The organism is Dermacoccus sp. BD5 (assembly GCF_044878485.1).
Taxonomy (GTDB): Bacteria; Actinomycetota; Actinomycetes; order Actinomycetales; family Dermatophilaceae; genus Dermacoccus; species Dermacoccus nishinomiyaensis.
This window is the reverse complement of the sequence record NZ_JANJER010000003.1, coordinates 190,916-217,746: the sequence shown is the minus strand read 5'-3', so window position 1 is coordinate 217,746 and position 26,831 is coordinate 190,916. Positions and strand designations below refer to the sequence as shown.

Below are 26,831 nucleotides of genomic sequence, written 5' to 3'. Positions count from 1 at the left end.
CGCATGCTTCGTTGGTTGACCGCAGGTGAATCGCACGGCCCGGCCCTCATGGGCGTCATCGAGGGGCTGCCCGCCGGCGTCGAGGTGACGTCGCAGAACATCTCCGACGCTCTCGCGCGCCGTCGCCTCGGCTACGGGCGCGGCGCCCGCATGAAGTTCGAGCAGGACGTCGTGACGTTCGTCGGCGGCCTGCGTCACGGCGTGACGCTCGGTTCGCCGCTCGCGCTGCAGATCGGCAACAGCGAATGGCCGAAATGGGAGACCGTCATGTCGTCCGATCCGGTCGAGGCATCCGCGTACGAGGCGTCGAACGACGTCAACGCCGAGAAGGAGATCGCGCGCAACAAGCCGTTGACGCGCCCGCGCCCCGGCCACGCCGACCTCGTCGGCATGCAGAAGTACGGCTTCGCCGACGCCCGCCCCGTCCTCGAACGCGCCTCCGCGCGCGAGACCGCGGCGCGCGTCGCCCTCGGTGAGGTCGCCGCGCGCTTCCTCGAGCAGGCCTACGGCATCCGGCTCGTCTCGCACACCGTCGCCGTCGGGACGGCCGCCGTCGCCGACGACTCACCGCTGCCGCACCCCGACGACGTCGCGGCCCTCGACGCCGACCCCGTGCGCACCCTCGACGCCGACGGCTCGGCGCGCATGGTCGCCGAGATCGACGCGGCGAAGAAGGCGGGCGACACGCTCGGCGGCGTCGTCGAGGTCTGCGCCTACGGTCTGCCCCCGGGCCTCGGCTCGCACGTACACTGGGACCGCCGCCTCGACGCGCGCCTCGCCGCCGCGATGATGGGCATCCAGGCGATCAAGGGTGTCGAGATCGGTGACGGGTTCACGACGGCCGCGCGCCGCGGTTCGGCTGCTCACGACGAGATGGTGCGCGGTGACGACGGCGTCATCCGTCGCCAGTCGAACCGTGCCGGTGGCACCGAGGGCGGCATGTCGACCGGTGACGTGCTGCGGGTGCGCGCCGCGATGAAGCCCATCTCGACGGTGCCGCGGGCGCTCGCGACCGTCGACGTCGCGACGGGTGAGGCCGCGACGGCGATCCACCAGCGTTCCGACGTCTGCGCCGTTCCGGCGGCTGGCGTCGTCGCGGAGGCGATGGTCGCGCTCGTACTCGCCGAGGCGTGCGTCGAGAAGTTCGGTGGAGACTCGGTCGCCGAGACGCGGCGCAACCTCGAGAGCTACCTCGCCAACATCCCCGATCTGCTCACGACGTGGGAGTGAGCGCGCCACCGACGCCTGCGGCTGACGCCGAGCGCCACCACCCGCGTCCCCGCGCCGTGCTCGTCGGGCCGATGGCGTCCGGCAAGTCGTCCGTCGGGCGCTCCCTCGCGGCGCGCTGGGGCGTCGAACTGCGCGACAGCGACGCGCTCATCGTCGAACGCCTCGGCTGCTCGATCAGTGACTACTTCGCGACGCACGGCGAGGCCGCGTTCCGCGAGGTCGAGCGCGACGTCATCACCGAGCAGCTCGGCACGTTCGACGGAGTCCTCGCGCTCGGTGGCGGGGCGGTGCTCGACGACTCGACGCGGGCGGCGCTGCGCGAGCACACCGTCGTCTACCTGACCGTCGACGAACGCAACGCCGGCTACCGCATCCGCGGCGACGTGACGCGCCCGATCCTCGCGAACGGTGGCATCGACACGTGGCGGCGCATCTTCGCCGAACGCCGACGGCTGTACGAAGAGGTCGCGACGGTCACCGTCGACACCTCGCGCGGGACGACGGGTGCCTCGGCCACGCGCATCATCGAGGCGCTCGTCGCGGCCGAGCACGAGACACCCGTCTTGACCGGTGGAAAGCGCCCGTTGCCGTCTTCGGTGGCAGCGACGATCGCGCGACGACGCATCCTCGGGGCCACACGAGGCGGCCGGACGCGCCGCGACGAAGGAGAGACGCCATGAGCATCATCAGTGTGGGAACCGCGTATGCCGTGCACATCGGCGAGGGGGTGCTGCAAGACCTCGCGGGCGCCGTCCCGGCCGGGGTGGCGCGGGCACTGATCGTCGAGCAGGCGGCGGTGACGGCGATTGCCGACCGCGTCGAAGAAGCGCTGCGTGGCCGCGGCATCGACGTCGTGCGCGAGGTCGTGCCCGACGGCGAGGCTGCCAAGACGATCGAGGTGAGCGCGCGCCTGTGGGGCGTCATGGCGCGAGCCGGCTTCACGCGCACCGACGTCGTCGTCGGCGTCGGCGGGGGAGCGGTGACCGACCTCGCCGGCTGGGTTGCCGCGTCGTGGCTGCGCGGCGTGGGCGTCATCCAGGTGCCGACGACGGTGCTCGCGATGGTCGACGCGGCGGTCGGCGGCAAGACCGGCATCAACATCGCCGAGGGCAAGAACCTCGTCGGCGCGTTCCACGAGCCGCTCGCCGTGTTCGCCGACCTCGCCACGGTGCGGACGCTGCCCGAACGCGACGTCGCGGCCGGGCTCGCGGAGGTCGTCAAGTGCGGTTTCATCCGCGACGAGCGGATCCTCGAACTCGTCGAGGCCGACCCGGCTGCGTGCCTCGACGTGACGAGCCCGCAGCTCGTCGAACTCGTCGAGCGGGCCATCAGCGTCAAGGCCTCGGTCGTGGCGGCCGACCTCAAGGAATCGAACCTGCGCGAGATCCTCAACTACGGCCACACGTTCGCGCACGCCATCGAGCAGCTCGAGAACTACACCTGGCGACACGGTGACGCCGTCGCCGTCGGCTGCGTGTTCGCCGCCGAACTGGCCTTCGCGGCAGGCGTGCTCGGGCGCAACGATGTGGAGCGGCAGCGCGCCGTCATCACCTCGCTCGGGCTGCCGACGACGTACGCGGGCGGTGACTTCGACGAGATGCTCACCGTCATGGGGCGTGACAAGAAGACGCGCGGCACGACGCTGCGCTTCGTCGTCCTGCACGGCATCGGTGACGTCCACCGCCTCGAAGGTCCGACGCGCGAGCAGCTGCGCGCAGCCTTCGAGGCGGTGACTGGCTGAGACGCCCTGGTCAGCGCGTCGGCTGCTCCTTCTTCGCCGTCTCGCGGTCACCGGCGGCGGTGCCGGCGTTCTCGAAGTCGCCGGCGACCATGATGTCGGTGATCTCGCGCGCCAGTTCGTCGCCGAGGCGCCCCCAGTCGGGCTGGTAGCCGAAGACGTCGGCGAGGCCTGTGCCCTTGCGCATCCCGTCGAGCAGTTCGACGTCGTCGGGCGTCAGCAGACCGGGGTGCGCGACGCCGACGGCGTCACTGATCTTCAGCAGGTCTTTGCGCAGCGCGACGAGGTAGTTCGCGAGGCGAACCTTCTTGAGCTCGGGGTCGAGGCCGTGCGCGAGCCACGCGTTCTGCGTCGCGACGCCCGTCGGGCAGGTGTCCTCGTGGCACTTCTGCGTCTGCAGGCAGCCGATCGACAGCATCGCCTCGCGCGCGACGTTGATCATGTCGGCCCCCATCGCGAACGCCTGCGCCGCCGTGATCGGCAGGCCGAGCTTGCCGGAGGCGATGAACACGACGTCGTCGGTGAGGCCGGCCTCCGCAAACAGGGCGTAGACGCGCGAGAAACCGACGGCCCAGGGGAGCGCGACCGAGTCGGAGAACACGACGGGCGCCGCACCCGTGCCACCCTCGCCGCCGTCGATCGTCACGAAGTCGACTCCGCGGCGCGGGCCGTCGACGCTCGACATCGCTGCCGTCAGCTGCTGCCAGAAACCCATCTCGCCGACGGCCGACTTGATGCCCACGGGCAGGCCTGTGCGCTCGGCGATCGTCTCGACGAGGTCGAGCATCGAGTCGATGTCGTGGAACGCGGTGTGCCGTGACGGCGAGACGACGGTCTCGCCCTGCGGGACGCCGCGGATGTCGGCGATCTCCTTCGTCACCTTCGCGCCGGGCAGGACGCCGCCGAGGCCCGGTTTGGCGCCTTGGGAGAGCTTGATCTCGATGGCCCTGACGGGCGCCGACTCGACGACGGTGACGAGCTTGTCGAGGTCGAAGTGGCCGTCTTCGTCGCGGCAGCCGAAGTAGCCGGTGCCGATCTGCAGGATGAGGTCGCCGCCGCTTCGGTGATAGGTGGACAACCCGCCCTCGCCGGTGTTGTGCATCGCCCCGGCGAGGGCGACGCCCTTGTTGAGCGCGATGATCGCCGCGCCGGAGAGCGAGCCGAAGCTCATCGCGGAGACGTTGACGACCGAGCGCGGACGGAACGCCTTGGCGCGTCCGCGGGCGCCGCCGAGCACCTTCGCACAGGGGATGGCGTGGTCGTCGGTCTCCGCGGCATGCGACTGCGCGAACGTGCGGTGCTTGACGATCGGGTAGCCCTCGTTGCACTCGAGGTCGTTGTCGGTGCCGAAGCCGACGTAGTTGTTGACGCCCTTGGCCGAGCGGTAGATCCAGGCGCGCTGGTCGCGGCTGAACGGGCGCTCCTCGTCGTTGCCGGCGACGATGTACTGCCGCATCTCCGGGCCGATCAGCTCGATCGCGTAGCGCGCGTGGCCGAGGACGGGGAAGTTGCGCAGCAGCGAGTGGTTCTTCTGCGTGAGGTCGTAGGCGGCTACACCGGCCGTGCCGAGTGCGGGCAGGGCGGCTACGAGGCGAGTCCACTTCATGCGCCCAGTATGGCGAGGCTCGACGTGAAATGCATCACGCGCAGGTGTGGAACGTCGATCGGGGGAGGTGCGCTCACACGATAGACTAGATGCTGATGCCCGTGCGCCTGCGCGGGCGATTGTTGACCGGCCGCGCGGATCACCGTCCGCAGCGGCATCACCCGGGTGCGCGTTCACGGGGCCGACGAGCCCTGGCGCTGCCCGATGAACGAAGGCGGATCTCCATGGCGAGCACGAACGACCTCAAGAACGGCATGGTTCTCAAGATCGACAACGGGCTGTGGTCCGTCGTCGAGTTCCAGCACGTCAAGCCCGGCAAGGGCCCGGCCTTCGTCCGCACGAAGCTCAAGAACGTCATGAGCGGCAAGATCGTCGACAAGACGTTCAACGCAGGCGTCAAGGTCGAGACGGCCAACGTCGACCGTTCCGACATGCAGTACCTCTACAAGGACGGCGACGACTACGTGTTCATGGACACGAAGACGTACGACCAGATCAACATCCCGGCCACCGCCGTCGGTGACGCCGCGAACTTCCTGCTCGAGAACCAAGAGGCGATCGTCGCGCAGAACGACGGCACCGTCCTCTACGTCGAGCTGCCTGCGTCCGTCGTCCTGGAGATCACGCACACCGAGCCGGGCCTGCAGGGCGACCGCTCCACCGGTGGCACGAAGCCCGCGACGCTCGAGACGGGCGCCGAGATCCAGGTGCCGCTGTTCCTCGAGCAGGGCACGAAGGTCAAGGTCGACACGCGCGACGGCTCCTACCTCGGCCGCGTCTCCTGATCGATGGGTGCTCGCACCAAGGCGCGCAAGCGCGCCCTCGACCTGTTGTTCGAAGCCGAGCAGCGTGAGATCAACGCGAAGGACCTGCTCGACGAGCGCGTCCTCGCGCCCGTGACGCCGGCTCCGTTGCCGGAGTACACCGCGGTGCTCGTGCGCGGCGTCGTCGACCACTGGCGCACGATCAACGAAGCGCTCGAGACGTACGCACGCGATTGGACGCTCGATCGCATGCCCGCCGTCGACCGCGCCCTGCTGCGCGTCGCGGCCTACGAGGTGCTCTACGTCGACGACGTGCCCGACGGCGTCGCCGTCTCCGAGGCCAAGAACCTCGCGACGGAGCTGTCGACCGACAACTCGCCGCAGTTCATCGGTGGTCTGCTGACCAAGCTGTCCGAAGTGAAGTCGAGCATCGTCGACTGACGGCCCCGTCCACCACTCACATGACACGACCCACCCGTTCGCGCGGGTGGGTCGTGTCATGTCGCTCGCGTGGGCCTGAGTGCCCCGATACGCTCGGATCATGCCCGTCGCCTCCCTCTCCGATGTCGAACGCGCGCAGCGAGTGCTGTTGTACGGCGTCACGGGATCGGGCAAGTCGACGGCGGCGGCGCGGCTCGGCGCTGCCCTGGGGCTGCCCGTCCACCTCGTCGACGACGAGGTCGGGTGGCTGCCCTGCTGGGTCGAGCGTCCGCAGGACGAGCAGCGGGCTCTGGCGCACCAGATGGCGAGCGCAGAGGGCTGGGTCGTCGATTCGGCGTACGGCGCCTGGAGGGACGTCATGCTCGAGCGGGCGCGGGTCGTCATCGCGCTCGACTACTCGCGTGCCCTCACCCTCTCCCGCCTCGTGCGCCGCTGCGTCCATCGCCTCACCACTCGCACGCCCGTGTGCAACGGGAACACGGAGAACGTGCGACAGCTGTTCTCGCGCAACTCAATCGTGCGGTGGCACTTCTCATCGTTCGCGCGCAAACGCGAGCGCATGCGCCGTTGGGAGGCTACGCCGGAGGGGGTGCCCGTGCTGCGGCTGACGCATCCGCGCGAGTTCGACCGGCTCGTCCAGTCGCTGGAGCAAGACAACATCGGGGCCGCGTCGCGAGAAGCAGCGCTGCGGCACGGCGGCATCGATGACCTGCCCGTCCCGGCCCGTGACGACGCGGCGCGCTTCGTCGAGTTCTGAACGCTCGTTCACGGTGTCCGACCTCGGAGACTGCCAAGAGCAGGTCACCAGGCCGAGTGCCGGGGTCCCAACAGGACGACGCGGTCAGGCGTGGCCGGCGAGGCGCGATAAGGTGGGCAGCGGAATCATCCTTTAACGATCCGTCCTGTGAGGCGGCGAAGGAGGCCTGCGCATGACGCGCGACGCTCTCGGCGTACCCGGTGACGGGGACGTCTCGACATCACGAACCACTCCCGACGACGGCCGCGTGGTCCTGTCGGCCCCCGAGATCGGTCGCGCTCTGCGCCGCATCTCTCACGAGATCCTCGAGCGCAACAAGGGCGCGGACGATCTCGTCCTGCTTGGCATCCCGACGCGTGGCGCGCACCTCGCCCGCCGCTTGGCCGACGCGCTCAAGGACGTCGAAGGCATCGACATCCCCGTCGGCACGCTCGACGTCACGATGTACCGCGACGACCTGCGTGCCAACCCCGCCCGCGTGGCGCATCAGAGCGACATCCCCGCAGCCGGCATCGACGGGCGAACCGTCGTCCTCGTCGACGACGTGCTCTTCTCCGGACGCACCGTGCGCGCCGCCCTCGATGCGCTCGGCGACCTCGGGCGCCCCAAGGCCGTCCGCCTCGCCGTCCTCGTCGACCGCGGCCACCGCGAACTGCCGATCCGCGCTGACCACGTCGGCAAGAACTTGCCGACGGCGACGAGCGAGCACGTGCGCGTGCGCGTCGCCGAGACCGACGGCAGCGACGAGGTGCGCATCAGCGGCCCCGCCGCGCCGCAGCAGCGAAAGGACGCGTCGTGAAGCACCTGCTGTCGGCCGCCGACCTCACCCACGACGACGCCGAGATGATCCTCGAGACGGCCGCCGCCATGCACGACGTGCAGAACCGCGAGGTCAAGAAACTGCCCGCGCTGCGCGGACGCACCGTCGTCAACCTGTTCTTCGAGGACTCGACGCGCACCCGCAGCTCCTTCGAGATCGCCGGGAAATGGCTGTCTGCGGACGTCATCAACGTCAGTGCGAAGGGCTCGAGCGTCAGCAAGGGCGAGTCGCTACGCGACACCGTGATGACGGTCGCGGCCATGGGCGTCGACGGCCTCGTCATGCGCCACAACCGCAGCGGGGCGCCGCTGCAGGTGAGCCAGTGGGTCGACTGCATGGTGGTCAACGCCGGCGACGGCACCCACGAGCACCCGACGCAGGCGCTGCTCGACGCCTACACGATGCAGGCGCAGCTCGGCACGCTCGAGGGCAAGCACGTCGCGATCGTCGGTGACCTCACGCACAGTCGCGTCGTGCGCTCCAACCTCATCCTGCTCAAGACCCTCGGCGCGCACGTCACGCTCGTCGCGCCGCCGACGCTCATGCCGTCCGGCATCGCCGCCTGGGCTGCGCGCGACGGCTTCGACGTCAGCTACGACCTCGACGCGGTGCTGCCGCACGTCGACGCCGTCATGATGCTGCGCGTGCAGCGCGAACGCATGTCCGGCGGCTACTTCCCGACGCCGCGCGAGTACACCGTCGGGTATGGCCTGACGCGCGGCCGCCTCGCGCTGCTGCCGCAGCATGCCGTCATCTGCCACCCGGGCCCGATGAACCGCGGCCTCGAGATCAGCCCCGACGCCGCCGACGAAGCACGCTCGAAGGTGCTCGACCAGGTGAGCGCCGGCGTCGCCGTGCGCATGAGCGTCCTGTACCACCTGCTCGCCTCGAACTCGACGGAAGGAGCTCAGGCATGAGCGACCACGCAGGCCCCGTTCTCATCACCGGCGCCGACGTCGTCGGCACCGGCGCGGCCGACATCCTCGTGCGTGACGGCGCCATCGCCGAGATCGGTACGAACCTCGACGCCGCCGGCGCGACGCGCGTCGACGCCGACGGACTCGTCGCGCTGCCCGGCCTCGTCGACCTGCACACCCACCTGCGCGAACCGGGCCGCGAGGACGCCGAGACGATCGCGACGGGTTCGGCGGCTGCCGCAGCCGGCGGCTTCACGTCCGTCTTCGCGATGGCCAACACGAACCCCGTGACGGACACCGCCGAGGCCGCGGAGCGCATCGCCGAACTCGGGGAGCGCGTCGGGCTCGTCGACGTCCACCCCATCGGCGCCGTGACGAAGAACCTCGCCGGCGAGGAACTCGCCGAGCTCGGCCTCATGGCCCGCTCGCGCGCCGCCGTCCGGGTCTTCTCCGACGACGGCAAGTGCGTGCACGACAGCCGCCTCATGCGTCGCGCGCTCGAGTACGTCAAGGCGTTCGACGGCGTCGTCAGCCAGCATGCGCAGGACCCGAACCTCGCGGACGGCCAGGCCTGCTGCCACGAGGGTGAGATCTCCGGACGTCTCGGTCTGCCCGGTTGGCCCGGCGTCGCGGAGGAGGTCATCGTCGCGCGTGACGTCATGCTCGCGCGCCACACCGGCAGCCGCGTCCACGTCGCGCACGCGTCGACGGCGGGCACCGTCGAGGTGCTGCGCTGGGCGAAGTCGCTCGGCATCGCCGTGACCGCGGAGGCCACCCCACACCACCTCATGCTGCCGACGGACCTCGTCGAGAGCTACGACCCGGTCTACAAGGTCAACCCGCCGCTACGCCCGAGCGAGGACATCGAGGCCGTGCGCGAGGCGCTCGCCGACGGCACGATCGACATCGTCGCGACCGACCACGCGCCGCACGCGCGCCACGACAAGGAGCACGCGTTCGCGGACGCCGTGTTCGGCATGCTCGGCCTCGAGCAGGCGCTCGCCGTCGTCCACACGACGATGGTCGCCACGGGCCGCATGACGTGGCAGCAGGTCGCCGATGCGATGTCGACGAAGCCCGCCGCGATCGCCCGGCTGGGCTCGCACGGCCAGGGCCTCGTCGCCGGCGCACCCGCCAACATCACGCTCTTCGACCCGTCCGTCACCGTCACGGTGAACAAGGACGACTCGAAGTCGCTTTCCCGCAACAACCCCTGGCACGGCCGCACGCTCGAGGGCGCTGTGGTCTCGACGTACCTGCGCGGACGTCGCACCTTCCACGACGGAGAGGTTCAGCAGTGAACGACACCACCCCCGCCACGACGAAGCGCGCCAGTGCGTTCGTCTCGCGCGAACCGGCCTGCCTCGTCCTCGAGGACGGCCGCATCTTCCGCGGCCGCAGCTACGGCGCGATCGGCACGACGTTCGGTGAGGCCGTGTTCTCGACCGGCATGTCCGGCTACCAGGAGACGCTGACGGACCCGAGCTACCACAAGCAGGTCGTCGTCATGACGGCCCCGCACGTCGGCAACACGGGCATGAACGACGAGGACTACGAGTCGGGCAAGATCTGGGTGGCCGGCTACGTCGTGCGCGACCCCGCCCTCCGCCCGTCGAACTGGCGCTCGGTGCGCACCCTCGAGGACGACCTCGCCGAGCAGGGCATCGTCGGTATCTGCGACATCGACACACGCGCCCTGACGCGCCACCTGCGCGAGCGCGGCGCGATGCGCGTCGGTGTGTTCTCGGGTGCGGACGCCGCGAACAGCGACGCCGACCTGCTCGACGCGGTGAAGAACGCCCCGCAGATGGAGGGCTCCGAGCTCGCATCCGAGGTCGCGACGAAGGAGGCATACGTCGTCGAGGCGAAGGGTGAGAAGAAGTTCACCGTCGCGGCCGTCGACCTCGGTATCAAGTCGAACACGCCGCGGATGATGAGCGAGCGGGGCATCGAGGTGCACGTGCTGCCGGCGACGGTGGCGCTCGACGACATCACGGCGATCAACCCCGACGGCGTGTTCTTCTCGAACGGCCCCGGCGACCCGGCGACGGCGCCGCAGGTCGAGCTGCTGCGCGACGTGCTCGCGGCCGGCATCCCGTACTTCGGCATCTGCTTCGGCAACCAGCTGCTCGGGCGCGCGCTCGGGTTCGGCACGTACAAGCTGAAGTACGGCCACCGCGGCATCAATGTGCCGGTGCTCGACAAGGCGAGCGGCACCGTCGAGATCACCGCGCAGAACCACGGCTTCGCCGTCGACGCCCCGATCGAGGGATCGACGCAGGCGCCCAGCGACGCCGAACACGGCACGAGCTTCGGGCGCGTCGAGGTCTCGCACGTGTGCCTCAACGACGACGTCGTCGAAGGCCTGCGTTGCCTCGACATCCCGGCGTTCTCCGTCCAGTACCACCCCGAAGCCGCGGCGGGCCCGCACGACGCGGCGTACCTGTTCGACCGCTTCGTCGAGATGATGAGCGACAACCAGAAGGTGAACGCCTGATGCCCAAGAACACCGACATCAAGAGCGTCCTCGTCATCGGCTCCGGCCCGATCGTCATCGGTCAGGCCGCCGAGTTCGACTACTCGGGGACGCAGGCCTGCCGCGTCCTGCGCGAGGAGGGCCTGCGCGTCATCCTCGTCAACTCGAACCCTGCGACGATCATGACCGACCCGGAGACGGCCGACGTCACGTACGTCGAGCCGATCACGCCGGAGATCGTGGAATCGATCATCGCCAAGGACCGCCCGGACGCGGTGCTCGCGACCCTCGGTGGTCAGACCGCGCTCAACACCGCGATCGCGCTGCACAAGAACGGCGTCCTCGAAAAGTACGGCTGCCCGCTCATCGGCGCCAACGTCGAGGCGATCGAGCTCGGCGAGGACCGTGAGAAGTTCAAGGGCGTCGTCGAGCGCTGCGGCGCCGAATCGGCCAAGAGCCACATCTGCCACACGATGGACGAGGTGCTCGCCGCCGCCGACGACCTCGGCTACCCCGTCGTCGTGCGCCCGTCGTTCACGATGGGCGGCCTCGGTTCCGGCTTCGCCTACGACGAGACCGATCTGCGCCGCATGGCCGGCGCGGGCCTGCAGGCGAGCCCCGTGACCGAGGTGCTGCTCGAGGAGTCGATCCTCGGGTGGAAGGAGTACGAGCTCGAGGTCATGCGCGACCACGCCGACAACGTCGTCGTCGTCTGCTCGATCGAGAACTTCGACCCGATGGGCGTGCACACCGGTGACTCGATCACCGTGGCGCCCGCTCTGACGCTCACCGACCGCGAGTACCAGCGCATGCGCGACGTCGGCATCGCCGTCATCCGCGAGGTCGGCGTCGACACCGGTGGCTGCAACATCCAGTTCGCCATCAACCCGGCCGACGGGCGCATGATCGTCATCGAGATGAACCCGCGCGTGTCGCGTTCCTCGGCGCTCGCGTCGAAGGCGACCGGCTTCCCGATCGCGAAGATCGCCGCGAAGATGGCCATCGGTTACTCGCTCGACGAGGTGCCGAACGACATCACCGCCGAGACCCCGGCGAGCTTCGAGCCGACGCTCGACTACATCGTCGTCAAGGTGCCGCGCTTCGCGTTCGAGAAGTTCCCCGCCGCCGACCGCACGCTGACGACGACGATGAAGTCCGTCGGCGAGGCGATGGCGCTGGGCCGCAACTTCACCGAGGCGCTGCAGAAGGCGCTGCGCTCGATCGAACGCAGCGACGGCCAGTTCCACTGGGATCCGGCGAGCGAGGTGACGAGCCGCGACGAGGCACTCGAGATCCTCGAGCGCTCCAAGCAGCCGACGGACGGACGCATCGTCCTCGTGCAGCAGGCGCTGCGCGCGGGCCTCAGCGTCGAGGAGGTGCACGAGGCGACGAAGATCGACCCGTGGTTCCTCGACCAGATGCAGCTCATCAACGACGTCGCGTCCGAGATCGCGGCGGCGCCCCAGCTGACGCCCGACCTGCTGCGCCTGGCGAAGAAGCACGGTTTCTCCGACTCCCAGATCGCGCAGCTGACGGGCATGAAGCAGGACGTCGTGCGCGGCGTGCGTCATGCCCTCGGCGTGCGCCCGGTCTACAAGACGGTCGACACGTGCGCCGCCGAGTTCGCTGCCCAGACGCCGTACTACTACTCCTCCTACGACGAGGAGAGCGAGGTGCTGCCGCGCGAGAAGCCGGCCGTCATCATCCTCGGATCGGGCCCGAACCGCATCGGTCAGGGCATCGAGTTCGACTACTCGTGCGTGCACGCCTCGTTCGCGCTGCGTGACGCCGGGTACGACACGATCATGGTCAACTGCAACCCCGAGACCGTCTCGACGGACTACGACACGAGCTCGCGCCTGTACTTCGAGCCGCTGACGCTCGAGGACGTGCTCGAGGTCGTCCACGCCGAGAGCGAGGCCGGCCCGATCGCGGGCGTCATCGTCCAGCTCGGCGGTCAGACGCCGCTCGGGCTCGCGAAGGCGCTCAAGGACGAGGGGGTGCCGATCGTCGGCACCTCGCCGGAGGCCATCGACCTGGCGGAGGACCGCGGCGCGTTCGGGCGCGTGCTCGCCGAGGCGAAGCTGCCCGCGCCGCGTCACGGCATCGCCTTCTCGGCCGAGGAGGCCATCGAGGTCGCCCGCGAGATCGGCTACCCCGTGCTCGTGCGCCCGAGCTACGTGCTCGGCGGGCGCGGCATGGAGATCGTCTACGACGACGAGACGCTGCGCGGCTACGTCACGCGCGCGACGACGGCGTCGCCGGAGCACCCCGTGCTCGTGGACCGCTTCCTCGACGAGGCGATCGAGATCGACGTCGACGCGCTCTTCGACGGCGAGGACATGTACCTCGGCGGCATCATGGAGCACGTCGAGGAGGCCGGCATCCACTCCGGTGACTCCGCGTGCGTCCTGCCGCCCGCGACCCTCGGCACCGAAGAGCTCGAGCGCGTGCGCGCCTCGACGCTGGCGCTCGCGCAGGGCATCGGCGTGCGCGGCCTGATGAACGTGCAGTTCGCGCTCGCGCAAGACGTGCTCTACGTCCTCGAGGCCAACCCGCGCGCCTCGCGCACCGTCCCGTTCGTCGCGAAGGCGACGTCCGTGCCGCTCGCGAAGGCCGCGGCGCGCGTCATGCTCGGCGCCTCGATCGCCGACCTGCGCACCGAAGGACTGCTACCGCCGAGCGGTGACGGCGCCAAGCTGCCGATGGACGCGCCCGTCGCGGTCAAGGAGGCCGTGCTGCCCTTCCAGCGCTTCCGCACCGCCGAGGGGCAGGTCGTCGACTCGCTGCTCGGGCCGGAGATGCGCTCCACGGGTGAGGTCATGGGCATCGACGCCGACTTCGCCACGTCGTTCGCCAAGGCGCAGCTCGGCGCAGGGCAGGGGCTGCCGACGTCAGGCACCGTGTTCGTCTCGTGCGCGAACCGCGACAAGCGCGCGATGCTGTTCCCGATCAAGCGTCTCGTCGACCTCGGCTTCGAGATCCTCGCGACGCCCGGGACGTCGGATGTGCTGCGCCGCAACGGAATCGCCTCGACCGTGGTGCGCAAGCACTCCGAAGGCCCCGGGCCGGACGGGGAGAAGACGATCGTGTCGCAGATCCTCGACGGCGAGGTCGCGATGATCGTCAACACGCCGTCCGGGTCGGATGCACGCGCTGACGGCTACGCGATCCGCGCGGCAGGGACGTCGATGAACGCGCCGATCCTCACGACGGTGCAGGAGCTCGCGGCCGCCGTGCAGGCCATCGAGGCCAGCATGCACGGCTCGTACGCGGTGAAGTCGCTGCAGGAGCACGCACGCGACCTCGACATGTACGGCACGCGCTGAGGCAGGTCGACATCGCCGGATCGACGCCGGTGACGGCTGCGACGACCTCGGGTGACGAGGGTGCCGTGAGTGGCTCCCGAGAGCCCAAGGACGTCGTCGCCGTCACCGGTGAACTCATCTCGACGCGACGTGTCGGCGCGTTCGTCGCGCACACGTTCGTCGCGGCGGGCATCGCCGAACTCGCGCGACCGGGGCAGCTCGTCTCGCTCGCCGTCGGAGACGACGCCTCCGCCATCGTGACGCGCCGTGCCCTGCCGCTTCGCTCGGTGACGCCGAGCGGCACGTACGGCGGCACCGTCGAGGTCGTCGTCGACCCCGATGCGGACGCCGGTTCGGCGTGGCTGGCTGCGCGGCGCCTGCACGACGAGGTGAGCATCCTCGGCCCGCTCGGACGAGGCTTCCCGATTCCGACGAACCCGGTGCCCGTCGTCGTGGCGGCGGTCGGGGCGGGCGCGGCGTCGACGGGGTGGCTCGTCGAGACGCTGCGCCGCGCGGGCTGTCAGGTGCCGCGCGTCGTCATCGGCGGTGAGGACGAGCGTCGGCTGCTCGGCGTCATCGAGGCGCGACGGCTCGTCGGCAGCGTCACGACGGTGCTGCCCGACGCGGGCGCGGGGGAGGACCTCGCGTACCGCGTGCAGGTGGCGCTGGATGCGACGCTGAGTCAGCACGAGACGGCCCTCGTGTATGCGAGCGGCGACGTGACGTCCTTGGCCGCGATCACCGCTGCGGCGCAACGGCATTCGGTTCCCGTGCAGGCCGCGTTCGGCGTGCCCATGCCCTGTGGAACCGGGCTGTGCCGGGCGTGCGCGCTGCCCGTCGCGAACGCGGCCGGTGAGGTGGCGCCCGTGCGTTGCTGCACCGAAGGGCCCGTCCTGCCCGCCGATCGGATGGCGTGGGCGCAGTTGCTCGAGGTCTCGGCATGAGCGGGGCACTCTCGACGACGCTGGGGTTGAACAAGCTCGACTCACCCTTCATCGCGGCTTCTGGGTGTGCGGGGTACGGGCACGAACTCGTGCGCTGGGGTGGGCTCGGCGCGTTCGGTGCGCTCGTCACGCCGTCGCTGACGCTGGAGGTGCAGGACGCGTCACGCGAACGCGTCATCGTCGAATCGCCGTCAGGGATCGTGCACCCGCACGACACGCCCAACGTCGGCGCGAACTCGCTCAGCGCGACGCGTCTGCCGTGGGAGGTGACGGCGCCGACACCCGTCATCGTCTCCATCGCGGGTGCGACGAGCGGCGACTTCGCCGACGCGGCCGCGGCCGTACGGCGACGGACGGCGCTGCGTGGGGTGCTCGGCGTCGAGGTCAATCTCTCGGTCGCCAACGAGGCGAACAACGGGCGAGCGTTCGCCGGCGACGAATACGCGGTGACGAAGGTGATCGCGCGCGTGCGGGAGCACCTGCCGCGCAACGTCATGCTGGCGGCGAAGCTGACGCTCGGTACCGACCTCGTCGAGTTGTCGCGCGCCTGCTTCAAGTCGGGTGCTGACGCACTCGTGCTCGGGCACGCTCCGGTCGCCTCCAGCATCGACGTGACGACGCTGCGCCCGCGCGCGGGCACCCGTGCTGCGATGGCCGGGCCGGCGTTGCTGCCGCTGACGGTCGGTGGCGTGTTCGAGGTGAAGGCCGCCATGGTGGCTGGTCGGTTGCCGACGGCGCCCATCATCGCCGGGGGCGGCATCGCGAGCGTCGACGCCGCCGTCCAGGCGCTCGCGGCAGGGGCTTCGGCCGTCCAGGTGGGCTCGGCGCTGTTCCGCGATCCGCGGGCCGGGGTGACGCTGCGGGACGGGCTTGCCGGTTTCCTCGCCGAGCGCGATCTCACCGTCGCCGGACTCGTCGGGGCGGCGCATGCGTGACGTGACGCGCCGTGTGGTCGTGGACGAGGGCGACCGCCACCCCATGGAAGCGCGCGCATACCGCGTGTGCGATCGACGGCGGTTCGGCTCGTGCGTGACGCCGGCAACCATGTCATCCAGGCGCGCTGGGCCTCATCCTCGAACGGCCCACGGCGGCCGGGCTCGTCCGCGAGGCAGCCAGGGCCGAAGTCCTTTCCTGTTCATGTTTCATCTTCACGGAGGTTCCCATGACCACATCTGCTGAACCCGCTGCACGTGACAGCGCCGGCTTCGGCGCTCGGCTCGCGGCGACGCAGGCGCGCTTCGGGCCGGCGTGCGTCGGCATCGACCCGCACCGCTCGCTCGTCGAGTCGTGGGGGCTCGACTACTCCTACTCCGGTGTCGAGCGGTTCGCGCTGACGTGCGTCGAGGCGTTCGGTGGGCGGGTCGCATCGGTGAAACCGCAGTCCGCCTTCTTCGAGGTGTTCGGCGCGCGGGGGGTGGCGCTGCTGGAGCGTGTGACCGCTGAGCTGCGCGCGGCGGGAACGCTCGTCATCCTCGACGTGAAGCGCGGCGACATCGGCACGACGATGACGGCGTACGGCGAGGCGTTCCTCGGCAAGGATGCGCCGGAACCCGCGGATGCCATCACCGTGAGCCCGTACCTCGGATACGAGTCGCTGCGGCCGGCGCTCGATCTCGCGCGTGACACCGGGCGCGGCGTGTTCGTGCTTGCGCTGACGTCGAACCCGGAGGGTGCGGGCGTGCAGCACGCCGTCACGCCGGGCGGCACCGTGGCGGGCGACATCGTCGCCGCCGCGACGCGCGACAACGCCGACGCGGCAGCGCGAGGGGAGTGGGGCCACATCGGGTTCGTCATGGGCGCGACGATCGGTTCGGCCCTCGATGACCTCGGTCTGGGTGGCGCTCTCGCTGCCTCGAACGCGCCGATCCTCGCGCCCGGTTTCGGCGCACAGGGCGGCACCGTCGAGTCGATGCGATCGGTGTTCGGCGAGTCCATCTCACGCGTCATCCCGACGACGTCACGCGACGTCCTCAAGGCTGGCCCCTCCGTCAACGGGCTCGTCGCCGCCGTCGAGCGCACGCGTGAGTCGGTGGCCGGCCTCCGCTGAGCGGAGACAGGCATCGCGAGGCGCCCGGGCCGACTTGTGCCGGCGCTCCCCAGACGGTGCAGAACCGCACCGATTGGCAGATCGGCGGCGTCGGTGCGACCTGAGATGACGCTCGTGTGGTGCGCGCACCCATGTGAAAGGATGAGCGAACCGCTGATCGGGGCGGGCGTTGACGAAAGGGCATGGCGGTGAGTGCACGACTGGTCGTTCTGGCCGGGCCGACGGCTGTCGGCAAGGGGACGGTGGCCGCGTACATCCGCGAGCACTATCCCGAGGTGTGGCTGTCGGTGTCAGCGACGACGCGCCCGCCACGTCCGGGTGAGGTGGACGGTGTCCACTACTACTTCATGACGGACGACGAGTTCGCCGAGATGGCCGCGAACGGTGGTTTCCTCGAGCACGCCATCGTCCACGGTCGGGCGTCGTACGGCACGCCGAAGGCGCCCGTGGAGCAGGCCATCGCCGACGGCCGCCTCCCGCTGCTCGAGATCGACCTGCAGGGCGCGCGTCAGGTCAAGCAGAACGCCCCCGATGCGTTCTTCGTCTTCCTCGCGCCGCCGAGCTGGGACGAACTCGTTCGCCGACTCGTCGGCCGCGGCACCGAAACCCCCGAAGAGCGTGAGCGCCGCCTCGAGACCGCGAAGGTCGAACTCGCGGCGCAGAGCGAGTTCGACCACGTCATCGTCAACGACGATGTTCGGCGTGCCTCCGAAGAACTCGTATCATTGATGAGAACACCTGAACACTGAGGCACGTTCGCCTGCCCGCGCGCCGCGCATCACGCGCAGCGACGGCGGCCACGCGCCCCGAGGAGAAGAGGGACACATGTCCGGCACGAAGGCCGAGCCCATCGGCATCACCAACCCGCCCATCGACGACCTGCTCGAGATCGCGGACAGCAAGTACGCCCTCGTCACGTACGCGAGCAAGCGCGCCCGTCAGATCAACGGCTACTACAGCCAGCTCGCCGACGGCCTGCTCGACAACGTCGGCCCGCTCGTCGACGCCCAGCCGCAGGACAAGCCGCTCTCCATCGCGCTGCGCGAGATGAACGAGGGCCTGCTCTCCATCGAGAAGCTCGAAGCCTGAGTCGATCTCGCACATGCGCATCGTTCTCGGTGTGACAGGGGGCATCGCTGCCTACAAGGCGGCGTTGCTCCTTCGTCTTTTCACAGAAGCCGGCCACGACGTGACGGTCGTGCCCACCGCGTCAGCGCTCGAGTTCGTCGGCGCCCCGACGTGGGAGGCACTCTCCGGCAAGCCCGTGCAGACAGGCGTGTTCGAGAACGTCGCGCAGGTTCCGCACGTCCGGCTCGGGCAGAACGCCGACCTCGTCGTCGTCGCCCCCGCGACGGCCGACGTCCTCGCCAAGGCCGCGGCCGGCATGGCGAACGACCTGCTCACCACCACCCTGCTGACGGCGCGCTGCCCCGTCGTCATGGCGCCGGCGATGCACACCGAGATGTGGCTGCACCCCGCGACGCAGGCGAACGTCGCGACGCTGCGCTCGCGTGGCGCGACGATCGTCGAGCCCGCGTCCGGGCGGCTGACGGGCGCCGACACCGGCGCCGGGCGCCTGCCCGACCCCGACGTCATCCGTGACGCGGCCCTCGCGGCTGCGGCGAGCGGAGAGCGACGTGGCGGCGCCACCGCGGGTGGCTTGGGCGAGACCACCGGGCGCGAGGAGGACGCCGTCACCCCGTCAGGCGCTCTGGCCGGCCGGACCGTGCTCGTCACCGCCGGCGGCACGCGCGAGGCCATCGACCCGGTGCGTTACCTCGGCAACCGCAGCAGCGGCAAGATGGGTTTCGCCATCGCGGCGGCGGCCGCCGATCGCGGCGCCGACGTCACGTTCGTCACGACGATGCAGCCCCCGGCCGACCTCGCGCAGCGCGTCCGCGTCGTCAGCGTGGAGAGCGCCCTTCAGATGCGTGACGCGGTGCTCGCGGCGACGCCCGACGTCCTCGTCATGGCGGCCGCGGTCGCCGACTTCCGTCCCGACCACGTCGCGGACGCCAAGATCAAGAAGATCCACGGCGACGACTCGGCGCCCGTCATCACCCTCGTACGCAACCCGGACATCCTCGCCGAGGCGGTGCGTCAGCGTGATGCAGAGCTTCAGCCGACAGCCCCGTCGACGAACGTGTCGAGCCGTGTCATCGTCGGCTTCGCGGCCGAGACGGGTGACGCTGACGGCGATGTTCTCCACCACGCCCGCGCGAAACTGGCCCGCAAGGGCTGCGACGTCCTCGTCGCGAACGAGGTGGGTGACGGCGTGACGTTCGGTCAGGATTCGTCGACGGCTCACCTACTGCGCCGCGGCAGTGATGACGTCGTCACGGTCGGCCCGGCGCCCAAGTCTCACATCGCGGCGGCGCTGCTCGATCTCGTCGCCGACCTCGTCCCCTCTCAGTAACATCAACGATGGGTGCGTCGCACCCAGCCAGCAGCCGCTGCCCTAAGGAGTCATTCCGTTGTCTCGTCTCTTCACGTCCGAATCCGTCACCGAGGGCCACCCCGACAAGATCTGCGACCAGATCAGTGACGCGATTCTCGACGACATGCTGCGTCAGGACCCGCAGGCCCGTGTGGCCGTCGAGACGATGGTGACGACGGGTCTCGTCCACGTCGCCGGCGAGGTGCGCACCGAGGGGTACACGGACGTCGCGAAGCTCGTGCGCAAGGTGATCACGAACGTCGGCTACGACTCGTCCGAAAAGGGTTTCGACGGCCACAGCTGCGGCATCTCCGTCTCGATCGGCGCTCAGTCCGAGGACATCGCGCAGGGCGTGGACAGCGCTCACGAGCACCGCGTCGGCGGCGGCGAGGACCCCCTCGACAGCCAGGGCGCGGGCGACCAGGGCCTCATGTTCGGCTACGCGTGCGACGACACGCCCGAGTTCATGCCGCTGCCGATCCACCTCGCGCACCGCCTCTCCGAGCGCCTGACGAGCGTCCGCAAGAACGGCGACCTCGACTACCTGCGCCCCGACGGCAAGACGCAGGTGACGATCTCCTACGACGGTGACAAGGCCGTCGCGCTCGACACGCTCGTGCTGTCGACGCAGCACGACGCCGGCATCGACCTGGACGGCCAGCTCGCGCCCGACATCACGCGTCACGTCATCGAGCCCATCATCGCGGAGCTCGCGGCGAGCGGCGTCACACTCGACACGAACGAGATGCGTCAGCTCATCAACCCGACCGGCAAGTTCGTCATCGGTGGCCCGATGGGCGACGCGGGCCTCACCGGCCGCAAGATCATCGTCGACACCTACGGCGGCATGGCCCGCCATGGCGGCGGCGCCTTCTCCGGGAAGGACCCGTCGAAGGTCGACCGTTCGGCTGCGTACGCGATGCGCTGGGTGGCGAAGAACGTCGTCGCTGCGGGCCTCGCGAAGCGCTGCGAGGTGCAGGTCGCGTACGCCATCGGCAAGGCGCAGCCCGTCGGCCTCTACGTCGAGTGCTTCGGCACGGAGACGAAGCCGCTCGACGTCATCCAGAAGGCCATCGCGGACACGTTCGACCTGCGTCCGGCCGCTATCGTCGACGCGCTCGACCTGCTGCGCCCCATCTACCAGCCGACGGCCGCGTACGGCCACTTCGGTCGCACGAGCGCCGACGGCGTCGAGAACCCCTTCACGTGGGAGCAGACGAACCGCATCGAAGAGCTGCAGCGCGCGGCCGGCTGAGAGGCGTGATCCGTGCCGCGACCCGCTCGATCGGGCCGCGGCACGGTTGCGTTCAGGCCCCGAAACTCCCGGGATGCCGGGGTTGTCGGAGCACTCGTGTAGAGATGAGGTCATGACGAGCGACGACGTGCACGCCGCGAGCAGCGAACAACTCGCGCTGCTGCGCGACGCCGCGCGCGCCAAGGCACGCGGGGACGATGCCGGCAGCGCGAAGGCTGCTACGGGCGACGGCGGGAGCGAACGGGTCGCCGTGGTCTGGCCGATGCTCGAGGTGCCGCACCTCGATCGCGAGTTCGAGTACCGCATCCCCGCCGAACTGGCCGACGACGTGCGCTTCGGCGTCGCCGTCAAGGTGCGTTTCCACGGCAAGCGCATCACCGGGTACGTCGTCGGCGTGCGCGAGACCCCCGAGTTCACCGGCACGCTGAGCCCGCTGCTCGCCGTCGTGTCGCCCGAGGCCGTGCTCACCGAGCACATCTGGCAGGTGGCGCACGCCGTTGCCGCTCGCATGGGCGGTACCGTCTCCGACGTCCTGCGCCTCGCGATCCCACCGCGGCACGCACGCGCCGAGAAGGCACTCGACGAGCGGATGGCGAATGCGTCGGCGGCGGGTCGATCGATGCCCGAGGTGGCTGAGGCCGGGAACGCTGGTCCTGACGCCGCTTCGGCTGTGCCGGCTGAGCGTGACGACGAGGCTTCGGCTGTCACGGGCGGCGCTGCTGCCCATGATGGTGCGGCTGTCGCTGATAACGAGGCTGCTCCTGGCGAGGCGCTCGCGTCGTGCGGCGGGCATGCCTCGACGAGCGCGACGTCCAGCGGCGCGGTTGCGGCCGACGGGCCTGCACCGGGCGATGATATGGCCTCGACGAGTCATGCGACGAGCGGCGCGGTGGCGGCCAGTGCGCCGGCGCCGCTCAGCGCGTGGCGTCACTACGCCGGGGGATTGAGCCTGCTCACGCATCTTGCCGCGGGGGAGAACCCGCGTGGTTCCTGGGATGTCGCGCCCGGGCTGTTCGGCCCGGATGCCTGGCCTGCCGCCGTCGCGGACGCCGCGGCAGCGGTGCGCGATTCTGGGCGCTGCACCGTCGTCGTCGTGCCCGACGGGCGGGATGTCGATCGCGTCGCCGCGGCGTGTTCGGCCCGGTTGGGCGAGGATCAAGTCGTCACCCTCACGGCGGACATGGGTCCGCAGGCCCGCTACACCGCGTTTCTCAAGGCGCTGCGCGGCCTCGCCGATGTCGTCGTCGGAACGCGCGCGGCGATGTTCGCTCCGGTGCCCGACCTCGGCCTCGTCGTGTGGTGGGACGACGCCGACACCCTTCACGTCGACCCGCACGCGCCGTATCCGCACGTCGGAGCCGTGCTCGAGACTCGCGCCGACCTCGCCCCGGCCGCCCTGTTGAGCGCGGGCGCCGTGCCGTCGGTGCGGGTGCAGGCCCAGGTCGAGGCCGGCGTCAGTGTCCCCGTCGACCCCGTCGAACGCACGAGCGCGCGCGTCGTCGTCACGGGCGACGACCGCAGCGTCGAGCGTCACGGCGCCGCAGCCCGCGCGCGCATCCCCGCCGAGGCATGGCAGGGCGCGACCCGCGCGTTGCAGGACGGGCCGGTGCTCGTCCAGGTGCCGCGCCGCGGGTACATCCCGACGATCGCGTGCGCCCGGTGCCGCACGAAGTCGACCTGCGACGTGTGCCACGGGCCGCTCGGGCTCGACGGCGAGCACAGCGCCCCGACCTGCCGGTGGTGCGGCCACGTCGCGCACGTGCTGACCTGCCCCGAGTGCGGCAGCCACGAGATCCGGTCGCTGACGATCGGGGCCGGACGCACCGCCGAAGAACTGGGCCGTGCGTTTCCCGGGGTGCCGGTGCGGCGCTCCGGGGCGCCGGACGTGCTCGCGAGCGTGCCCGACGAGCCCGCGCTCGTCATCTGCACCCCCGGTGCTGAACCCGTCGCCGAGAACGGGTACAGCGCCGCGATCCTGCTCGACGCATGGGCCCTGCTCGACCGGGGCGGGCTCGACGCCGGTCAGCGTGCCCTCACGCACTGGTGCGCCGCGGCGGGCCTCGTGCGCCCGGCGTCGACGGGCGGCGTCGTCTACCTTGCGGGCGTGCCCCGGCACGTGCCGTTTCCCGCCGTCGAGGCGCTCGTGCGTTGGGCGCCGCGGTGGTTCGCGGCGCGTGAACTCGCCGAGCGCGCCGAGGTGATGCTGCCACCCGCCACGCGGATGGCAGCGCTCGAGGGCCCGCGACGCGCGGCCGCTCGGTACGCCGAAGCGCTCGAGAAGGCGGCGCGCGAGCACGACGTCAGCGTCGACGTACTCGGCCCGCTGCCGCTGCGGCGCCGGCACGTGTTCGACCGGGCGACGCCCCAGCGTCAGGCCACGTCGTCGGACGACGACGAGTCGCTCGTGCGCTTCCTCGCGCGGTGGAACGACCCGACCGATGCAGACGTCCCGGCGCTGCTGCGCGCCCTCACCGCGTCACGCTCAGCCGCGCGCGAACCCGTCATCACGGTGCGCCTCGACCCGCTCCTGGACGGCCTGGCATGACGAGCCCGAGCCGCTCCGCCCGCTACGGTGGCGCCATGATGTCTGGACCTGACCTCACGAGCGGCCTCACCTCGAGTGCCGGCCGCCGCGCCCGGGCGATCGACCTCGACGACCTCGACGGCCCCGACGCCGGCGACCTCGCGAGCCTCGCCGACCTGGGTGACGCGCCGCAGCCGAGCCCGGTCGACATGGTCGTGTTCGACATCGGCAACGTGCTCGTGCGCTGGGAGCCGCGCGCGGCACTGCTCGACGCCGTCGGCGAGGACGCGGCGACAGCGCTGCTCACCGACCCCGAACTCGACTTCTTCGCACACAACCTCGCCGCTGACGGCGGGCGCGCGTGGCGCGAGATCGTCGCCGAGATCGACGAGCAACACCCGCACCACACAGCCGCGGCGCAGGCCTACATCGACAACTTCCACCTCGCCATCGCCGAGCCGATCGCGGGCAGCGTCGCCATCGTGCGCGAACTCGCTGAGGCGGGTGTACCACTGTTCGCGCTGACCAACTTCAGCGCCGAGCTGTTCGAGGTCGCCCGTTCGCTGCACGGCGACGTCCTCGACCTGTTCGAGGAGATCATCGTCTCCGGCGAGGAGGGCGTGACGAAGCCCGACCCGGAGATCTGGGAGATCCTCGAAGAGGTGACACGCCACCGCGGGGGGTTGAGCGACGCCGTCTTCATCGACGACTCAGCCGCCAACGTCATGGGGGCCGAGCAAGCCGGCCTCGACGCGATCCTGTTCACCGATCCCGACACCCTGCGCGACGATCTGCGCCTGCGCGGGCTGCCGTTGGAGCCGTCAGCCGGCCCGCGCCAGACGAGTGCCGGCGTGTCCGAGACACCCGACGGCACCGCCGGGGCCGGCGCGGCTCACCACTAGACTGATTCCTCACGACTCACCCCCTGCGGAGCTGCGCGAGCCGCCCGCTCGAACCGACGAAGGGCCCACCAGCCGATGCGCGTAGTTTTCGCCGGAACCCCGGAGGCGGCTCTGCCGTCGTTGCGGGCCCTGCTCGATTCGGCCCACGAGGTCGTCGCCGTCGTGACGCGCCCCGAGGCGCGTCAGGGGCGCGGGCGCAAGACGTCGCCGTCGCCGGTGCACGAGCTCGCGCTCGAGGCAGGCCTCGAGGTGCTGACGCCGACGAAACCGTCCGACGACGACTTCGTCGCGCGGCTGCGCGAACTCGAGCCCGACGCCGCGCCGATCGTCGCGTACGGCGGGCTCATCCCGCCGTCGGTGCTCGCGATTCCGCGGCACGGCTGGATCAACCTGCACTTCTCGCTGCTGCCCGCCTGGCGTGGCGCCGCACCCGTGCAGCACGCCCTCATGTCCGGTGACGACGTGACGGGCGCCTCGACGTTCCTGCTCGAGGAGGGGCTCGACACCGGGCCCGTCTTCGGCACGATGACGGAGGCGATCGACCCCACCGACACCTCCGGCGACCTGCTGACACGCCTCGCCGAAGGTGGTGCGTCCCTGCTCGTGTCGACGCTCGACGCCCTCGCGAACGGTGACGTGACGCCGATTCCGCAACCTCGCGACGGTGTCTCGCTCGCGCCCAAGATCCAGGTCGACGACGTGCGTCTCGACTTCTCGGTGCCCGCGTTCGCCGTCGACCGCCGTATCCGCGGCGCGTCTCCGGCGCCCGGGGGGTGGGCGATGCTGCGTGGTGAGCGCGTCAAGCTGCTGCGCAGCCGCCTCGCCGACGCCGACGGGTGCCCGCCGCTGACACCCGGCGAGCTGCACGCCACGAAGAAGCAGGTGTTCGCCGGCGCGCTCGGCGGCGTCGTCGAACTGCTCGAGGTGCAGCCGCACGGCAAGAAGGTCATGCGTGCCGCCGACTGGGCCCGCGGGCTGCGTTTGAACGAAGGCGAGAGCTTCGGTGAGTGACGAACGACGCGGCGGCAGCGGCTCCAGCCGCCAGAGTGGCGGACAGAGCGGCCGTGACGAACGACGTACGGGCGGCCCCGGGCGCGACGGCCGAGGCGCGCAGCGGAGCGCCGGTCGTGGAGAACAACCTCCACGCGACGATCGCCGTGACGCGCGGGGCCGTCAGCGTTCGGATGCGCGCTTGCGCGGCGCGGGCCACCGCAGTGAGCAGGCGCCGTCAGCGCGCCGGCGCACGGGTGATCCCGCCCGCAGTGCGGCGCTCGCCGTCCTGCGCGCCGTCGACGACGGTGCCTACGCCAACCTCGAGATGCCGAAGGTCCTCACGCGCCATGATCTGAGTGGCCGCGACGCGGCGTTCGCCACGGAGCTGGCCCTCGGCACCATCCGTCGACAGGGGTTCTACGACCGCGTCATCGAGACGGGCTCGGGTCGCGCGCCGTCGCAGATCGACCCGGTCGTGCTCGCCGTGCTGCGCCTCGGCGTGCACCAGATCCTGTCGATGCGTGTGCCCGTCCACGCCGCCACGTCGGAGACCGTCGCCCTCGCCCGCGAGCACGCCGGCTCGGGTGCGGCGGGTTTCGTCAACGCCGTCCTGCGACGCGCGGGGGAGCGCGACCGTGAGACGTGGATCGCCGACCTCACGCGCAGTGTCGATGACGCCGACGAGGTGCGCGCCGTCGCGACTTCCCATCCGCGCTGGGTCGTCTCGGCGCTGCGCCAGTCGCTGCGCGGCCACAGAGCCGCGGGCGGGGACGGTCAAGCGAGCCTCGACGACGCACTCGACGCGCTGCTCGAGGCCGACAACACGCCTCCGCGCGTCAGCCTCGTCGCCCGCCCGGGCCTTGCCACCGTCGACGAGCTCGTCGCATCCGGAGCCGAGGCGAGCGACCTGTCGCCGGTCGGTGCGGTGCTGCCGTTCGGTGACCCCGCGAACATTCCCGCGATCCGGCAGACGAGGGCTGCGGTGCAGGACGAAGGTTCGCAGCTGCTCGCCCTCGCACTCGCCGACGCTGACGTGCCGCCGCGCACGGCATCGGGCGATGACGCACGCGAGGATTGGCTCGACCTGTGCGCCGGCCCCGGCGGCAAGGCCGCGCTGCTCGGCGCGGTCGCGCACCTGCGCGGCGACGTCCTCTATTGCAACGAGGCGAGCGAGCACCGCACGGACCTCGTGCGGCGCACCCTGCGCGCGCTGCTCGACGACGGCGCGGAGATCTACATCGGCACCGGCGACGGGCGCGACCTCGGTCGTGAGGAGCCCGGCACCTACGACCGCGTGCTGCTCGACGCGCCCTGCACCGGCCTCGGCGCGCTGCGCCGTCGCCCCGAGTCGCGCTGGCGCCGTCAACCCTCGGACGTCGCGGAACTTTCCGCTCTGCAGGTCGAACTGCTCGACTCCGCGATCGACGCGACGCGTGCGGGCGGCGTCATCGGATACGCGACGTGCTCGCCGCACCCCGCAGAGACCCTCGCCGTCGTCGCGGAGGTGCTCGGACGGCGCGACGACGTCGTCCAGGAGGACGCCTGGCCGCTGTTCCGCGACGCGTTCGACGAGCCCATCGAGCGCGTCGGCGACCTGCCGTCCGTCCAGTTGTGGCCGCATCTGCACGGCACCGACGCCATGTTCTTCGCCCTCCTGAGAAAGAAGTGACCC

Annotated in this window: 23 protein-coding genes; 22 read left to right on the top strand and 1 reads right to left on the bottom strand. The window is 70.8% G+C overall.

The genetic code is table 11. The features are described 5' to 3' along the window. Nucleotides 1-3 precede the first annotated feature (3 nt). Genes aroC through aroB form a run of 3 tightly spaced genes read left to right on the top strand, consistent with a single transcriptional unit; the run spans nt 4 to nt 2,971 of the window. Complete coding sequence (gene aroC / locus NQ706_RS04230) at nt 4-1,230, top strand: chorismate synthase (RefSeq protein WP_038571022.1); 1,227 nt, start codon at nt 4-6, stop codon at nt 1,228-1,230. Beyond that, nucleotides 1,227-1,910, top strand: a complete 684-nt coding sequence (locus NQ706_RS04225; RefSeq protein WP_051805926.1) for a shikimate kinase — start codon at nt 1,227-1,229, stop codon at nt 1,908-1,910. The genes aroC and NQ706_RS04225 overlap by 4 nt, the downstream gene beginning before the upstream one ends. Further along, nucleotides 1,907-2,971, top strand: coding sequence for a 3-dehydroquinate synthase (gene aroB, locus NQ706_RS04220; RefSeq protein ID WP_038568514.1), 1,065 nt, complete (start codon nt 1,907-1,909; stop codon nt 2,969-2,971). The genes NQ706_RS04225 and aroB overlap by 4 nt, the downstream gene beginning before the upstream one ends. A gap of 10 nt (nt 2,972-2,981) precedes the next feature. On the opposite strand, the gene NQ706_RS04215 is transcribed toward aroB, so the two are convergent. After that, nucleotides 2,982-4,574: an FMN-binding glutamate synthase family protein gene (locus NQ706_RS04215; protein WP_038568512.1), complete on the bottom strand. Its 1,593-nt coding sequence runs from the start codon at nt 4,572-4,574 to the stop codon at nt 2,982-2,984. Between the two features lie 224 nt (nt 4,575-4,798). Between NQ706_RS04215 and efp the strand changes: the two genes are divergently transcribed. The 19 genes from efp (at nt 4,799) to NQ706_RS04120 (ending at nt 26,828) form a co-directional block, all read left to right on the top strand. Next, nucleotides 4,799-5,359, top strand: coding sequence for an elongation factor P (gene efp, locus NQ706_RS04210; protein ID WP_006943829.1), 561 nt, complete (start codon nt 4,799-4,801; stop codon nt 5,357-5,359). A gap of 3 nt (nt 5,360-5,362) precedes the next feature. After that, nucleotides 5,363-5,779, top strand: a complete 417-nt coding sequence (nusB, locus tag NQ706_RS04205; RefSeq protein WP_038568511.1) for a transcription antitermination factor NusB — start codon at nt 5,363-5,365, stop codon at nt 5,777-5,779. A 100-nt stretch (nt 5,780-5,879) separates the two neighbouring features. Beyond that, nucleotides 5,880-6,536 (top strand): adenylate kinase, encoded by a 657-nt coding sequence (locus tag NQ706_RS04200; protein WP_038568509.1) that lies wholly within the window; start codon nt 5,880-5,882, stop codon nt 6,534-6,536. Between the two features lie 172 nt (nt 6,537-6,708). Then, nucleotides 6,709-7,335, top strand: coding sequence for a bifunctional pyr operon transcriptional regulator/uracil phosphoribosyltransferase PyrR (pyrR, locus tag NQ706_RS04195; protein WP_006943833.1), 627 nt, complete (start codon nt 6,709-6,711; stop codon nt 7,333-7,335). Continuing rightward, a complete protein-coding gene (locus tag NQ706_RS04190) occupies nt 7,332-8,273 on the top strand; it encodes an aspartate carbamoyltransferase catalytic subunit (protein ID WP_038568507.1) in 942 nt (313 codons plus the stop codon). The genes pyrR and NQ706_RS04190 overlap by 4 nt, the downstream gene beginning before the upstream one ends. Then, nucleotides 8,270-9,574: a dihydroorotase gene (locus NQ706_RS04185; protein ID WP_038568505.1), complete on the top strand. Its 1,305-nt coding sequence runs from the start codon at nt 8,270-8,272 to the stop codon at nt 9,572-9,574. The genes NQ706_RS04190 and NQ706_RS04185 overlap by 4 nt, the downstream gene beginning before the upstream one ends. Next, nucleotides 9,571-10,770 (top strand): glutamine-hydrolyzing carbamoyl-phosphate synthase small subunit, encoded by a 1,200-nt coding sequence (gene carA / locus NQ706_RS04180; RefSeq protein WP_038568504.1) that lies wholly within the window; start codon nt 9,571-9,573, stop codon nt 10,768-10,770. The genes NQ706_RS04185 and carA overlap by 4 nt, the downstream gene beginning before the upstream one ends. Next, on the top strand, nt 10,770-14,078 hold the full coding sequence (gene carB / locus NQ706_RS04175; protein WP_404360443.1) for a carbamoyl-phosphate synthase large subunit: 3,309 nt from the start codon (nt 10,770-10,772) through the stop codon (nt 14,076-14,078). The genes carA and carB overlap by 1 nt, the downstream gene beginning before the upstream one ends. A gap of 65 nt (nt 14,079-14,143) precedes the next feature. Beyond that, nucleotides 14,144-15,001 carry a hypothetical protein gene (locus NQ706_RS04170; RefSeq protein ID WP_235181923.1) on the top strand — a complete coding sequence of 286 codons (858 nt, stop codon included), beginning with the start codon at nt 14,144-14,146 and terminating at the stop codon, nt 14,999-15,001. Next, nucleotides 14,998-15,936 carry a dihydroorotate dehydrogenase gene (locus NQ706_RS04165; RefSeq protein WP_051805924.1) on the top strand — a complete coding sequence of 313 codons (939 nt, stop codon included), beginning with the start codon at nt 14,998-15,000 and terminating at the stop codon, nt 15,934-15,936. Before NQ706_RS04170 ends, NQ706_RS04165 begins: the two co-directional genes overlap by 4 nt. A gap of 227 nt (nt 15,937-16,163) precedes the next feature. Continuing rightward, on the top strand, nt 16,164-17,048 hold the full coding sequence (pyrF, locus tag NQ706_RS04160; protein ID WP_038568498.1) for an orotidine-5'-phosphate decarboxylase: 885 nt from the start codon (nt 16,164-16,166) through the stop codon (nt 17,046-17,048). A 182-nt stretch (nt 17,049-17,230) separates the two neighbouring features. Further along, on the top strand, nt 17,231-17,797 hold the full coding sequence (gene gmk / locus NQ706_RS04155) for a guanylate kinase (protein ID WP_038568496.1): 567 nt from the start codon (nt 17,231-17,233) through the stop codon (nt 17,795-17,797). 76 nt (nt 17,798-17,873) lie between these two features. Beyond that, a complete protein-coding gene (gene rpoZ / locus NQ706_RS04150) occupies nt 17,874-18,137 on the top strand; it encodes a DNA-directed RNA polymerase subunit omega (RefSeq protein WP_006943764.1) in 264 nt (87 codons plus the stop codon). A 13-nt stretch (nt 18,138-18,150) separates the two neighbouring features. After that, nucleotides 18,151-19,464: a phosphopantothenate--cysteine ligase family flavoprotein gene (locus tag NQ706_RS04145; RefSeq protein WP_038568494.1), complete on the top strand. Its 1,314-nt coding sequence runs from the start codon at nt 18,151-18,153 to the stop codon at nt 19,462-19,464. Between the two features lie 58 nt (nt 19,465-19,522). Further along, entirely contained in the window at nt 19,523-20,740 is a 1,218-nt protein-coding gene (gene metK / locus NQ706_RS04140) for a methionine adenosyltransferase (RefSeq protein WP_038568493.1), read from the top strand. Between the two features lie 112 nt (nt 20,741-20,852). Continuing rightward, complete coding sequence (locus NQ706_RS04135) at nt 20,853-23,285, top strand: hypothetical protein (protein WP_051805922.1); 2,433 nt, start codon at nt 20,853-20,855, stop codon at nt 23,283-23,285. A 35-nt stretch (nt 23,286-23,320) separates the two neighbouring features. Then, nucleotides 23,321-24,166 carry an HAD family phosphatase gene (locus NQ706_RS04130; RefSeq protein WP_235181922.1) on the top strand — a complete coding sequence of 282 codons (846 nt, stop codon included), beginning with the start codon at nt 23,321-23,323 and terminating at the stop codon, nt 24,164-24,166. A 75-nt stretch (nt 24,167-24,241) separates the two neighbouring features. Further along, a complete protein-coding gene (gene fmt, locus NQ706_RS04125; protein ID WP_038568491.1) occupies nt 24,242-25,177 on the top strand; it encodes a methionyl-tRNA formyltransferase in 936 nt (311 codons plus the stop codon). A 181-nt stretch (nt 25,178-25,358) separates the two neighbouring features. Further along, on the top strand, nt 25,359-26,828 hold the full coding sequence (locus tag NQ706_RS04120) for an RsmB/NOP family class I SAM-dependent RNA methyltransferase (protein ID WP_038568489.1): 1,470 nt from the start codon (nt 25,359-25,361) through the stop codon (nt 26,826-26,828). Nucleotides 26,829-26,831: the final 3 nt, after the last annotated feature.

Bases quoted from the DNA above. Each gene is read 5' to 3' on its own strand.
- gmk (WP_038568496.1), top strand. From the start codon at position 17,231: ATGGCGGTGAGTGCACGACTGGTCGTTCTGGCCGGGCCGACGGCTGTC.
- pyrR (WP_006943833.1), top strand. From the start codon at position 6,709: ATGACGCGCGACGCTCTCGGCGTACCCGGTGACGGGGACGTCTCGACA.
- NQ706_RS04145 (WP_038568494.1), top strand. From the start codon at position 18,151: ATGCGCATCGTTCTCGGTGTGACAGGGGGCATCGCTGCCTACAAGGCG.
- pyrF (WP_038568498.1), top strand. From the start codon at position 16,164: ATGACCACATCTGCTGAACCCGCTGCACGTGACAGCGCCGGCTTCGGC.
- NQ706_RS04130 (WP_235181922.1), top strand. From the start codon at position 23,321: ATGATGTCTGGACCTGACCTCACGAGCGGCCTCACCTCGAGTGCCGGC.
- NQ706_RS04215 (WP_038568512.1), bottom strand. From the start codon at position 4,574: ATGAAGTGGACTCGCCTCGTAGCCGCCCTGCCCGCACTCGGCACGGCC.
- aroC (WP_038571022.1), top strand. From the start codon at position 4: ATGCTTCGTTGGTTGACCGCAGGTGAATCGCACGGCCCGGCCCTCATG.
- fmt (WP_038568491.1), top strand. From the start codon at position 24,242: ATGCGCGTAGTTTTCGCCGGAACCCCGGAGGCGGCTCTGCCGTCGTTG.
- rpoZ (WP_006943764.1), top strand. From the start codon at position 17,874: ATGTCCGGCACGAAGGCCGAGCCCATCGGCATCACCAACCCGCCCATC.
- NQ706_RS04200 (WP_038568509.1), top strand. From the start codon at position 5,880: ATGCCCGTCGCCTCCCTCTCCGATGTCGAACGCGCGCAGCGAGTGCTG.
- NQ706_RS04165 (WP_051805924.1), top strand. From the start codon at position 14,998: ATGAGCGGGGCACTCTCGACGACGCTGGGGTTGAACAAGCTCGACTCA.
- NQ706_RS04185 (WP_038568505.1), top strand. From the start codon at position 8,270: ATGAGCGACCACGCAGGCCCCGTTCTCATCACCGGCGCCGACGTCGTC.
- nusB (WP_038568511.1), top strand. From the start codon at position 5,363: ATGGGTGCTCGCACCAAGGCGCGCAAGCGCGCCCTCGACCTGTTGTTC.
- aroB (WP_038568514.1), top strand. From the start codon at position 1,907: ATGAGCATCATCAGTGTGGGAACCGCGTATGCCGTGCACATCGGCGAG.
- NQ706_RS04135 (WP_051805922.1), top strand. From the start codon at position 20,853: ATGACGAGCGACGACGTGCACGCCGCGAGCAGCGAACAACTCGCGCTG.
- efp (WP_006943829.1), top strand. From the start codon at position 4,799: ATGGCGAGCACGAACGACCTCAAGAACGGCATGGTTCTCAAGATCGAC.
- carB (WP_404360443.1), top strand. From the start codon at position 10,770: ATGCCCAAGAACACCGACATCAAGAGCGTCCTCGTCATCGGCTCCGGC.